Genomic DNA, 11,643 nt, shown 5'->3' on the forward strand with positions numbered 1-11,643 from the left:
TCTTACGACGCGCCCAGAAATCCACCCGGTCGAATCGGCCGGTGGACCATCCGTCCGGGTGATGCGCGAGAGCGGTCACCGACCGGGTCCCGATGATTGGAATCGTCGGCCAGGTGCATCGGCTGTCCGGGATCGACACGCGAACCGCGTCGAACTCCGTGCGCCGTGGGACGAGGAGCCGGCGGACCCGTCGGCCAGGGAATCGAGCAGAACCAGGAGCAGCAGTTGCCTACCATCCAGCAACTCGTTCGCAAGGGTCGCACGCCGAAGGTCGTCAAGACCAAGGCGCCCGCCCTCAAGTCGAACCCCCAGCAGCGTGGCGTGTGCACCCGCGTGTACACCACCACCCCCAAGAAGCCGAACTCGGCACTGCGCAAGGTCGCTCGCGTCAAGCTGAGCAACGGCACCGAGGTCACCGCCTACATCCCCGGTGAAGGCCACAACCTCCAGGAGCACTCGATGGTGCTCGTCCGCGGTGGTCGTGTGAAGGACCTCCCCGGTGTCCGTTACAAGATCGTCCGTGGTGCGCTCGACACCCAGGCCGTCAAGAACCGCAAGCAGGCCCGCAGCCTGTACGGCGCGAAGAAGGGTTGAGACCATGCCTCGTAAGGGACCAGCCCCCAAGCGCCCCGTCGTCGCCGACCCGGTCTACGGTGCGCCGATCGTCAGCCAGCTCGTCAACAAGATCCTGCTCGACGGCAAGAAGGGCCTCGCCGAGCGCATCGTCTACGGTGCTCTCGAAGGCGTGACCGCCAAGAACCAGCAGGACGCGGTCGTCACGCTCAAGAAGGCCCTCGACAACGTGCGCCCGACCCTCGAGGTCCGGTCGCGCCGCGTCGGTGGTTCGACCTACCAGGTGCCCGTCGAGGTCAAGCCGCACCGTGCGAACACCCTCGCGCTCCGGTGGCTCACCTCGTACGCCAAGGCCCGCCGCGAGAAGACGATGACCGAGCGTCTCATGAACGAGATCCTCGACGCGTCCAACGGTCTCGGTGCCGCGGTCAAGCGCCGTGAGGACACCCACAAGATGGCCGAGTCGAACAAGGCCTTCGCCCACTACCGCTGGTAGACGGAGCACCGCTGGCAACAGCAACCGCTCCGTCCGGGGCGCTGGCGACATCACACGCGGCGTCCCGGACGGAACGCTCAACTCCCACAACTCTCTCGGAGGAACCCTGTGGCACAGGACGTGCTCACCGACCTGAACAAGGTCCGCAACATCGGCATCATGGCCCACATCGATGCCGGCAAGACCACCACCACCGAGCGCATCCTGTTCTACACGGGGATCACCCACAAGATCGGTGAGGTGCACGACGGCGCAGCGACGATGGACTGGATGGCGCAGGAGCAGGAACGCGGCATCACGATCACGTCCGCCGCGACCACGTGCTTCTGGAACAAGAACCAGATCAACATCATCGACACCCCCGGGCACGTCGACTTCACGGTCGAGGTGGAGCGCTCGCTCCGCGTCCTCGACGGTGCCGTCGCGGTGTTCGACGGGAAAGAGGGCGTCGAGCCCCAGTCCGAGACCGTCTGGCGCCAGGCCGACAAGTACGACGTCCCGCGCATCTGCTTCGTCAACAAGATGGACAAGCTCGGCGCGGACTTCTACTTCACGGTCGACACCATCGTGAACCGTCTCGGCGCGGAGCCGCTCGTGCTCCAGCTCCCGATCGGCGCGGAGTCCTCGTTCGAGGGCGTCGTCGACCTGGTCGAGATGCGCGCGCTCACCTGGCGCGGTGACGCCAAGGGTGACGTCGAGATGGGCGCGAAGTACGAGATCGAGGAGATCCCGGCCGACCTCAAGGACAAGGCCGACGAGTACCGCCTGAAGCTCATCGAGCGCGTGGCCGAGGCCGACGACGCACTGCTCGAGCGGTTCCTCGACGGTGACACCGACTTCTCGGTGGCCGAGATCAAGCACGCGATCCGTGCCCTGACCGTCAACAGCACGTTGTACCCGGTGCTGTGCGGCTCCGCGTTCAAGAACCGTGGTGTCCAGCCGATGCTCGACGCCGTGATCGACTACCTCCCGTCCCCGCTCGACGTCCCTCCCATGGAGGGCCACGACGTCAAGGACGAAGAGAAGATCATCATCCGCAAGCCCGAGGCGACGGAGCCGTTCTCGGCGCTGGCGTTCAAGGTCGCGGTGCACCCGTTCTTCGGTCGCCTCACCTACGTGCGCGTCTACTCCGGCTCGATCGAGTCCGGTGCCCAGGTCGTCAACTCGACCAAGGGCAAGAAGGAGCGCATCGGCAAGATCTTCCAGATGCACTCCAACAAGGAGAACCCGGTCGACAACGTCACCGCCGGGCACATCTACGCCGTGATCGGTCTCAAGGACACGACCACCGGTGACACGCTGTGCGACCCGCAGGACCAGATCGTCCTCGAGTCCATGACGTTCCCGGAGCCGGTCATCGAGGTCGCCATCGAGCCGAAGACCAAGCAGGACCAGGAGAAGCTCTCGCTGGCCATCCAGAAGCTCGCCGAAGAGGACCCGACGTTCCGCGTCGAGCTCAACGTCGAGACGGGCCAGACCGTGATCAAGGGGATGGGCGAGCTCCACCTCGACATCCTGGTCGACCGCATGAAGCGCGAGTTCCACGTCGAGGCGAACGTCGGCAAGCCGCAGGTCGCCTACCGCGAGACGCTGCGCAAGCCGGTCGAGCGGTACGACTACACCCACAAGAAGCAGACCGGTGGGTCGGGCCAGTTCGCCAAGGTGCAGATCGCGCTCCACCCGATGGAGGTCACCGCAGAGAAGGTCTACGAGTTCGAGAACAAGGTCACGGGTGGCCGGATCCCGCGCGAGTACATCCCCTCGGTCGACGCGGGCATCCAGGACGCCATGCAGGTCGGCATCCTGGCCGGGTTCCCGACGGTGGGCGTCCGCGCCTCGCTGCTCGACGGTGCCGCGCACGACGTCGACTCCTCCGAGATGGCGTTCAAGATCGCCGGCTCGATGGCCTACAAGGAAGCTGCCCGTCGCGCGGACCCCGTGCTCCTCGAGCCGCTGATGGCCGTCGAGGTGCGGACGCCCGAGGAGTACATGGGCGACGTGATCGGCGACCTGAACTCCCGTCGTGGGCAGATCTCCTCGATGGAGGACGCCTCCGGCGTCAAGGTGGTCCGTGCGAACGTGCCGCTGTCCGAGATGTTCGGCTACGTCGGCGACCTCCGGTCGAAGACCTCTGGTCGTGCCGTCTACTCGATGACGTTCGACTCCTACGCCGAGGTGCCCCGCGCCGTGGCCGACGAGATCGTGCAGAAGAGCAAGGGCGAGTAGCGCCCGGAGCGTTGCTCTCCACAGGCGAGGGCGGCCGGCGACGGCCCCCTCGCCACCAAGTAAAGTAAGAACACACCAACTCGCGGACCCCGGCACGACCGGCGGACCGCATCCGAGTCCTGAGGAGGACCCACAGTGGCCAAGGCCAAGTTCGAGCGGACCAAGCCGCACGTCAACATCGGAACCATCGGTCACGTCGACCACGGCAAGACCACGCTGACGGCGGCGATCACCAAGGTCCTGCACGACAAGTTCCCGGACCTCAACACCGCCTCGGCGTTCGACCAGATCGACAACGCGCCGGAAGAGAAGGCGCGTGGCATCACGATCAACATCTCGCACGTCGAGTACCAGACCGACAAGCGCCACTACGCGCACGTCGACGCCCCTGGTCACGCCGACTACGTGAAGAACATGATCACCGGTGCGGCCCAGATGGACGGCGCGATCCTCGTGGTCGCCGCCACCGACGGCCCGATGCCCCAGACGCGTGAGCACGTCCTGCTCGCCCGCCAGGTCGGCGTCCCGTACATCGTCGTCGCGCTGAACAAGGCCGACATGGTGGACGACGAGGAGATCATGGAGCTCGTCGAGCTCGAGGTCCGCGAGCTCCTCTCGAGCCAGGAGTTCGACGGCGACAACGCGCCCGTCGTGCAGGTCTCGGCGCTCAAGGCGCTCGAGGGCGACGAGAAGTGGGGCCAGTCGGTCGCCGACCTCATGGCCGCCGTCGACGAGAGCGTCCCGGAGCCGGTCCGTGCGACCGACCAGCCGTTCCTCATGCCCGTCGAGGACGTCTTCACGATCACCGGTCGTGGAACCGTCGTCACCGGTCGTGTCGAGCGCGGTCAGCTCAACGTGAACGAGGAAGTCGAGATCGTCGGCATCGTCCCGACCGTCAAGACCACGGTCACGGGCATCGAGATGTTCCGCAAGCTGCTCGACTCCGCGCAGGCCGGTGACAACACCGGTCTGCTCCTCCGCGGCACCAAGCGCGAGGACGTCCAGCGCGGCCAGGTCATCGTCAAGCCCGGTTCGGTCACCCCGCACACCGAGTTCACCGCGAACGTCTACATCCTGTCCAAGGACGAGGGCGGCCGTCACAACCCGTTCTACGGGAACTACCGCCCGCAGTTCTACTTCCGCACGACGGACGTCACCGGCGTCATCACGCTGCCCGAGGGCACCGAGATGGTCATGCCCGGCGACACCACGTCGATCTCGGTCGAGCTGATCCAGCCGATCGCGATGGAAGAGGGCCTCCGTTTCGCCATCCGTGAAGGTGGTCGTACGGTGGGCGCCGGCACGGTCGAGAAGATCGTCAAGTAACACTCCGCACCACGCGACAAGGGGTCGGGCCTTCGGGTCCGGCCCCTTTCGTCGTCTGGGCGGGACCGCCCGCCCGGTCTGCGGCAGGGTGTCTCCCACCCACGCGGACGCGCGGTGGAGTTGACTCGATCGGTGACCAGACTCCGCCGCTCCAGAACGTCCGGCCGTGGGTACCACCGCGTCCGATCCGGGACGGGGTTCTCCTACCGCGACCCGGACGGAGCGACCGTCACCGACCCCGACGTCCGGCGGCGCCTCGAGGAGCTCGCCGTGCCGCCGGCCTGGAACGACGTCTGGATCTCGCCCTACGAGAACGGACACGTCCTCGCGACCGGCACCGACGCGGCCGGTCGGCGACAGTACATCTACCACCCGTCGTGGCGGGAACGGATGGACCGGATCAAGTACGACCGGGCTCTGGCACTCGCGGAGTCCCTCCCGGTGGCGCGCCGTGGCGTGACCATCGATCTCCGACGACCGGAACCCGACCGCCAGCGCGCGCTCGCCGCCGCGTTCCGGATGCTCGACCAGGGCTCGCTGCGCGTCGGGTCGGAGCGGTATGCCGAACAGCACGGCAGTCACGGTCTGTCGACGCTCCTCTGCGCACACGTGCACGTCTCCGGCGACGAGATCGAGCTCGCGTTCCCGGGGAAGAGCCACCAGGAGTGGTCGTCGAGCATCTCCGACCACGACCTCGCCCGGGTGCTCGTCGGCATGAAGCGTCGAGGCCCCACCGCACGGTTGCTCTCGTACCGGCCGGCCGCCGGGGAGGCCTGGCAGCCGCTGGGCGCCGACGAGATCAACGACTACGTCAAGGAGCGTGCGGGCGACGCGTTCACCGCGAAGGACTTCCGCACCCTGCACGGCACCGTGGCGGCCGCGGTGGACCTGGCGCGCGCTGGTCCGCAGCGGGGCGAGCGGGCACGCGCCAAGGCGGTGACACACGCCGTGCAGGTCGCGGCCGGGGTCCTCGGGAACACGCCGACGGTCGCCAGGCAGAGCTACATCGACCCGCGGCTCCTCGATGCGTACGCGCACGGCGAGACGATCGATCCCGCGCGGACCGGGTCCGCGGAGTCCGAGGTGCGCGCGCTGCTGTACCGCGATCTGTCCACAGATTGACGCCCGTGGCCCGGGTGCACGGTTTCGTGACGTAGGTTTGGTACCCGTGCCGTTCGATCCCGAACCCGGCACGGAAGGACGAGGGCCCCGCGTGACCGAGTGCATCCACGGATTCCCGACCGAGCTCTGCGACATCTGCTCCCCCCGGCAGCGTCCCGAGTCGGCCGACGCGCCGAAGACCCCGGCCCCGCGCCGGACCCGCGTCTCGAGTTCACTGCGCTCGGAGAAGCCGTCCGCGGCCGCCAAGCGCGGTGCCTCGGCCGCCGCCCCGGAACTCCCGGTGCGCGTGTTCTCTGCGCTCCGAGCGCACCACTGGACGCACCTCGACAACCTCGGCGGCATCGTGGCCGACAACGCGATCCTCGCGTCCACCTCCGCGACGCCGGACATCGACGTCAGCGCACCGGACACCCGCGCGGCGCGGTCCGCGACAGCGACGCCGGACGGCTCCTCGGTCGCCGAGCACGTCCCGTTCGAGCTGAGTGCCGACGCTGCCGCGTGGGACCAGGTGCGATCCGGTGCGACAGAGCCCCGCTGGTCGGAGTCCGCGCGTCGGGCCCGCGGCACTGACTTCGTGATGCTCGTCGTCCCGACTCCTGCGTTCGGCGACTCGGTGATCCTCAGCGACACCACCGCGGACGACCCGACGGCGCGGTTCGCCGTCGGCCCGGACGCTGCCACGGCCCTGCTCCGCCGAGCTGCGGTCAAGGACCCGGAGATGCTGCACGCCGAGCTGCTCGCCGGTCCGAGCGTGCCGTTCACCTCGGTGGCGGTCATCGGGGTGCCGAACGACCGGATGCGCGACGACGTCCGCGCTCTGCTCGCGGACGCCGGTGGCCACGTCCCGCGGGTCGCGATCTTCCCGCCGTGGTTCCGGCCCGCTCCCGCGGAGGCCGTCTGACTTCGTTCTCGGCAACACCGCTGCAACTGAAACATGGATGTCACATGACGGTGTGATGATGACTTCCGGCATGCATCGACGCGTGCCGGAACGGGAGCACCATGACCATCCGCACCATCCGCACCATCCGCACCATCCGCACCATCCGCACCATCCGTGTCCGCACGGCCGTCCTGGTCGGCACGACACTCGCCTCGAGCCTCATCGCCGGTGCTGCAGCGACCCCCGCGTCCGCAGCATCCGTGTCCGCGGCACCGACTGCCCCCGCATCGGCCACCCCGGCGCCGACGACGACGGAACACGCTGCGCCTGCCCTCACGGCGCGGGTGGTCGCCGTGCAGCACGGGATCGGCCGCGTCGTGCTCGCCGGGACCGGCAGCCCGGGACGGGCGGTGTTCGTCGGTGGCGACCTCGTCGAGCCGGCCTCGGCGATCGTCGGCGCGGACGGCACGTGGCGGTCGGCCGTCCGCGTCCAGGCGGGCGTGCACGTCCTGCAGGTCGCACAGTCGGGCGACTGGACTCCGATCGACGTCCGCGTCGAGGTCCGGATCCTCACCCCGCCCGTCATGCGTGCCACGGTCGACGGGTCCGCGCGGACCATCGCCCTCGCGGGTGAGGGCGTGCCGGAGGCCAGGATCGTCCTGCGGGTCGACGGTGAGCGTGTCGGGAGCGCGAAGGCCGGCGCCGACGGCCGATGGTGGTACACCCTCGACGACCTGGCCTACGGGGTGCACCACGTGGCGGCCGAGCAGCACTTCGACGGGGCCCTGAACGGCGGCGTGGACGAGTCCTACCGGGTGGAGGCTCCGGCCACCGACGTCACGAGTCAGGTCGACGTCCCGGAGGGCACGGTCCGGGTCGCGGGCCGGGCTCCGAGCGGGACCGTGATCGCGCTCGAGGACGAGTCCGGTGCCGCGATCGCCGACGGGTCCGGGCAGCCGGTCGTGGCGGTGGTCGACGACGGCCGTTGGCACGCCGCGATCCCGGTGCCTGCAGACGGCACCCGGCTGTACACCGTGCAGGTCGTCACGCGGGACGGCGACACCGAGGTCGGTCGCACCCGCATCAGCGTCACCGTGCCGATCCCGCCCACGGCGCGGGTGTCGTCGCAGGACGCCACGCGCGCCGTGCTCGTCGGGACCGGCGAGCCCGGCGCGACCGTCCGGTTCACCCATGCCGACGGCGCTCCGCTCCGCGACGACGACGGTGCGCCGGTCACCGCGGTCGTCGGTCGAGGGACCTGGCAGCGGACCATCGCGACGCAGGGGTTGAGCGGTGCGCGGATCCGCGTGGCCCAGGATGCCGACGGACACGACCTCGGATCGACGTCGGTGACGCTCCGCTGATGCTCCGGTGACGACCGGCCGGTGCCGGGAGCACCGGTCCGCGCGGGTTCGGTGCCCGTCGAGGCGGGTTCGTGCGCACCTGGACGACGGGAGCCGGCCTGGAGGCGCGCGACGGGCCTCCAGGCCGGCTCACCACCGACCGTCGACAGGCTCGCGATCCGCGGAAGTGCGGCGATCCGTGCGCGACACGCCCGGGTTGCACGTGGGCGTCGGCTATGCGAGACTTGTCCGGTTCCAAATTCCGCGGGCGCATGCGCTCGCCGGGTCACTGTCATGGCAGTGCACAGGCCACGTTCTCAGGACGGTTGCGCTTGGGCCGCAGACAGCAAGAACACGAAATCGACTCCATCAGGAACGCGGGGACACCCGTGTGCCCGGAGTCGAACACGGCGTCCGGCCGCGATCCACACGGACCGCAACCGGGCAGTTCACAGCAGAACAGCGGTCACCCATCACGGATGGTGCCGGTGATTCCCCGAAAACGGCCGAGAGTGCGCGAGCACATCCCGGCGGCGTCAGGCGGTCCGAGCGGTGCGCGGCGCAGAGAGAGAGTAGAGAACATGGCGGGACAGAAGATCCGCATCCGGCTCAAGTCGTACGACCACGAGGTCATCGACACGTCGGCCCGGAAGATCGTCGACACGGTGACCCGTGCCGGTGCGACCGTGGTCGGCCCGGTGCCGCTCCCCACCGAGAAGAACGTGGTCGTCGTGATCCGTTCTCCCCACAAGTACAAGGACTCGCGCGAGCACTTCGAGAAGCGCACGCACAAGCGGGTCATCGACATCGTCGACCCGACGCCCAAGGCCGTGGACTCGCTCATGCGTCTCGACCTGCCGGCCGACGTCAACATCGAGATCAAGCTGTAGGGGGCGACCACTGATGGCAACTGCAACCAAGACCGTCAAGGGCCTGCTCGGCAAGAAGCTCGGCATGACCCAGGTGTGGGACGAGAACAACAAGCTCATCCCGGTCACCGTCGTCGAGATCTCGCCGAACGTCGTGACCCAGCTGCGCACCGTCGAGAAGGACGGCTACGAAGCGATCCAGATCGCCGCCGGCCAGATCGACCCGCGTAAGGTCAACAAGCCGGCCACCGGCCACTTCGAGGCCGCCGGGGTCACCCCGCGTCGCCACCTCACGGAGATCCGCACCGCCGACTCCGCCGAGTACGCACTCGGCCAGGAGCTGACCGTCGACACGTTCGAGTCCGGTCAGAAGGTCGACGTCGTCGGCACCAGCAAGGGCAAGGGCTTCGCCGGTGTCATGAAGCGCCACAACTTCAAGGGCGTCTCCGCATCCCACGGTGCGCACCGCAACCACCGCAAGCCCGGCTCGATCGGCGCTTCCTCGACCCCGTCGCGCGTCTTCAAGGGCATGCGCATGGCCGGTCGCATGGGTGGGGAGCGGGTCACCGTCCTCAACCTCACGGTGCACGCCGTCGACGCCGAGAAGGGCCTGCTGCTCGTCAAGGGCGCGGTTCCCGGCGCTCGCGGCCGCATCGTCTTCGTCCGCACCGCCGTGAAGGGTAAGTGAGCATGGCCACCACGACCGCAACCACGATCGACGTGCTCGACGCGTCCGGCGCGAAGTCGGGCACCTTCGAGCTCCCCGCCGAGATCTTCGACGTCGAGACCAACGTCCCGCTGATCCACCAGGTCGTCGTCGCCCAGCTCGCCGCCGCGCGTCAGGGCACGCACAAGGTGAAGCGCCGCGGCGAGGTCTCCGGCGCCGGCCGCAAGCCGTTCAAGCAGAAGGGGACCGGTCGCGCTCGTCAGGGCTCGATCCGCGCGCCCCAGATGACCGGCGGTGGCATCGTCCACGGACCGACCCCGCGCGACTACTCGCAGCGCACCCCCAAGAAGATGATCGCCAAGGCGACCCTCGGTGCCCTGTCCGACCGCGCACGCGGCGGCCGCATCCACGCGGTCGAGTCGTTCATCGAGGCCGAGGTCCCCTCGACCAAGACGGTCCTCGCGCTCCTCGCCAAGATCGCCCCGGTGAAGCACGTGCTCGTCGTGCTCGAGGCCAACGACGAGGTCGCACTCAAGAGCGTCCGCAACCTGCCGAACGTCCACGCGCTCACGTACGGCCAGCTGAACGCCTACGACGTCCTCGTCTCCGACGACATCGTGTTCAGCAAGAGCGCCCTCGACGCGTTCGTGGCGTCGAAGTCCGCGAAGGAGATCACCGCATGAGCGGCAACAACAAGGACCCCCGCGACATCATCATCGCGCCGGTCGTCTCGGAGAAGAGCTACTCGCTCATCGACCAGGGCAAGTACACGTTCATCGTGGACCCCCGGGCGAACAAGACCGAGATCAAGTTCGCGATCGAGAAGATCTTCGACGTCAAGGTCGCCGGCATCAACACGCTGAACCGCCCGGGCAAGACCCGCCGCACGCGTTTCGGGACCGGCAAGCGCAAGGACACCAAGCGCGCCATCGTCACGCTCAAGTCCGGTTCGATCGACATCTTCACGGCTGTCGGCTGAGGACCGTAAGGGATAAATCATGGCTATTCGCAACTACAAGCCGACGACCCCTGGTCGTCGCGGCTCGTCGGTCTCCGACTTCGCCGAGATCACGCGTTCCACCCCGGAGAAGTCGCTGCTGCGTCCGCTCCCGAAGACCGGTGGCCGCAACAGCTCGGGACGCATCACGACCCGTCACATCGGTGGTGGCCACAAGCGCCAGTACCGCCTCATCGACTTCCGTCGCAACGACAAGGACGGCGTCGACGCCAAGGTCGCGCACATCGAGTACGACCCGAACCGCACGGCGCGCATCGCGCTCCTGCACTTCGTGGACGGCACGAAGCGCTACATCCTCGCGCCGAACCGCCTCAAGCAGGGCGACGTCGTCGAGTCCGGTGCCGGCGCGGACATCAAGCCCGGCAACAACCTGCCGCTCCGGAACATCCCGGTCGGTACGGTCATCCACGCCATCGAGCTCCGCCCCGGTGGCGGCGCGAAGATGGCCCGTTCCGCAGGCGCCTCGGTGCGTCTCGTCGCCAAGGACGGCCCGTACGCGCAGCTCCGTCTGCCGTCGGGCGAGGTCCGCAACGTCGACGCCCGCTGCCGCGCCACGATCGGCGAGGTCGGCAACGCCGAGCAGTCGAACATCAACTGGGGCAAGGCCGGGCGCATGCGCTGGAAGGGCGTCCGCCCGACCGTCCGTGGTGTCGCGATGAACCCGATCGACCACCCGCACGGTGGTGGTGAGGGCAAGACCTCCGGTGGTCGTCACCCCGTGAGCCCCTGGGGCCAGGCCGAGGGTCGTACCCGCAAGCCGAACAAGCCCAGCGACAAGCTGATCGTCCGTCGTCGCACCGTCGGCAAGAAGCGCAAGTAGGAGTTGTAGAAGATGCCACGCAGTCTGAAGAAGGGCCCCTTCGTCGACGACCACCTGCTTCGCAAGGTCGTTGCCCAGAACGAGGCCAACACCAAGAACGTGATCCGTACGTGGTCGCGTCGCTCGATGATCGTCCCGAACATGCTCGGGCACACGATCGCCGTGCACGACGGTCGCAAGCACATCCCGGTGTTCGTCACCGAGTCGATGGTCGGTCACAAGCTGGGCGAGTTCGCCCCGACCCGCACCTTCCGCGGCCACGTGAAGGACGACAAGAAGGGCCGTCGCCGCTAAGGCGAC

The 11,643-nt window shown here is 68.3% G+C and carries 13 protein-coding genes; all 13 read left to right on the plus strand.

All coding sequences use genetic code 11. From position 1 onward, the window contains the following. Positions 1 to 225: 225 nt before the first annotated feature. The 13 genes from rpsL to rpsS all read left to right on the plus strand — a co-directional run bounded on the left by rpsL (position 226) and on the right by rpsS (position 11,637). On the plus strand, positions 226 to 594 hold the full coding sequence (gene rpsL, locus ACO0E0_RS04440) for a 30S ribosomal protein S12 (protein WP_055950929.1): 369 nt from the start codon (positions 226 to 228) through the stop codon (positions 592 to 594). A gap of 4 nt (positions 595 to 598) precedes the next feature. Beyond that, on the plus strand, positions 599 to 1,069 hold the full coding sequence (rpsG, locus tag ACO0E0_RS04445; RefSeq protein WP_055950927.1) for a 30S ribosomal protein S7: 471 nt from the start codon (positions 599 to 601) through the stop codon (positions 1,067 to 1,069). A gap of 108 nt (positions 1,070 to 1,177) precedes the next feature. Continuing rightward, positions 1,178 to 3,295, plus strand: coding sequence for an elongation factor G (gene fusA / locus ACO0E0_RS04450; RefSeq protein ID WP_422870195.1), 2,118 nt, complete (start codon positions 1,178 to 1,180; stop codon positions 3,293 to 3,295). 135 nt (positions 3,296 to 3,430) lie between these two features. After that, complete coding sequence (tuf, locus tag ACO0E0_RS04455) at positions 3,431 to 4,621, plus strand: elongation factor Tu (protein ID WP_422870196.1); 1,191 nt, start codon at positions 3,431 to 3,433, stop codon at positions 4,619 to 4,621. 132 nt (positions 4,622 to 4,753) lie between these two features. After that, a complete protein-coding gene (locus tag ACO0E0_RS04460) occupies positions 4,754 to 5,743 on the plus strand; it encodes a DNA topoisomerase IB (RefSeq protein ID WP_422870197.1) in 990 nt (329 codons plus the stop codon). 91 nt (positions 5,744 to 5,834) lie between these two features. Next, positions 5,835 to 6,644 carry a DarT ssDNA thymidine ADP-ribosyltransferase family protein gene (locus ACO0E0_RS04465; RefSeq protein ID WP_422870198.1) on the plus strand — a complete coding sequence of 270 codons (810 nt, stop codon included), beginning with the start codon at positions 5,835 to 5,837 and terminating at the stop codon, positions 6,642 to 6,644. Positions 6,645 to 6,745: 101 nt separating this feature from the next. After that, positions 6,746 to 7,990 (plus strand): hypothetical protein, encoded by a 1,245-nt coding sequence (locus ACO0E0_RS04470; RefSeq protein WP_422870199.1) that lies wholly within the window; start codon positions 6,746 to 6,748, stop codon positions 7,988 to 7,990. A gap of 560 nt (positions 7,991 to 8,550) precedes the next feature. Further along, a complete protein-coding gene (gene rpsJ / locus ACO0E0_RS04475) occupies positions 8,551 to 8,859 on the plus strand; it encodes a 30S ribosomal protein S10 (protein ID WP_055950912.1) in 309 nt (102 codons plus the stop codon). Between the two features lie 13 nt (positions 8,860 to 8,872). Continuing rightward, positions 8,873 to 9,526 (plus strand): 50S ribosomal protein L3, encoded by a 654-nt coding sequence (gene rplC / locus ACO0E0_RS04480; RefSeq protein WP_422870200.1) that lies wholly within the window; start codon positions 8,873 to 8,875, stop codon positions 9,524 to 9,526. A gap of 2 nt (positions 9,527 to 9,528) precedes the next feature. Beyond that, positions 9,529 to 10,188 (plus strand): 50S ribosomal protein L4, encoded by a 660-nt coding sequence (gene rplD, locus ACO0E0_RS04485; RefSeq protein WP_422870201.1) that lies wholly within the window; start codon positions 9,529 to 9,531, stop codon positions 10,186 to 10,188. After that, on the plus strand, positions 10,185 to 10,484 hold the full coding sequence (gene rplW / locus ACO0E0_RS04490; protein ID WP_422870202.1) for a 50S ribosomal protein L23: 300 nt from the start codon (positions 10,185 to 10,187) through the stop codon (positions 10,482 to 10,484). The genes rplD and rplW overlap by 4 nt, the downstream gene beginning before the upstream one ends. 19 nt (positions 10,485 to 10,503) lie before the next feature. Then, complete coding sequence (gene rplB / locus ACO0E0_RS04495) at positions 10,504 to 11,343, plus strand: 50S ribosomal protein L2 (RefSeq protein ID WP_422870203.1); 840 nt, start codon at positions 10,504 to 10,506, stop codon at positions 11,341 to 11,343. Positions 11,344 to 11,355: 12 nt separating this feature from the next. Next, positions 11,356 to 11,637, plus strand: coding sequence for a 30S ribosomal protein S19 (gene rpsS, locus ACO0E0_RS04500; protein ID WP_055950903.1), 282 nt, complete (start codon positions 11,356 to 11,358; stop codon positions 11,635 to 11,637). Positions 11,638 to 11,643 lie beyond the last annotated feature (6 nt).

This window comes from Curtobacterium phyllosphaerae (assembly GCF_049341865.1).
Taxonomy (GTDB): domain Bacteria; phylum Actinomycetota; class Actinomycetes; order Actinomycetales; family Microbacteriaceae; genus Curtobacterium; species Curtobacterium phyllosphaerae.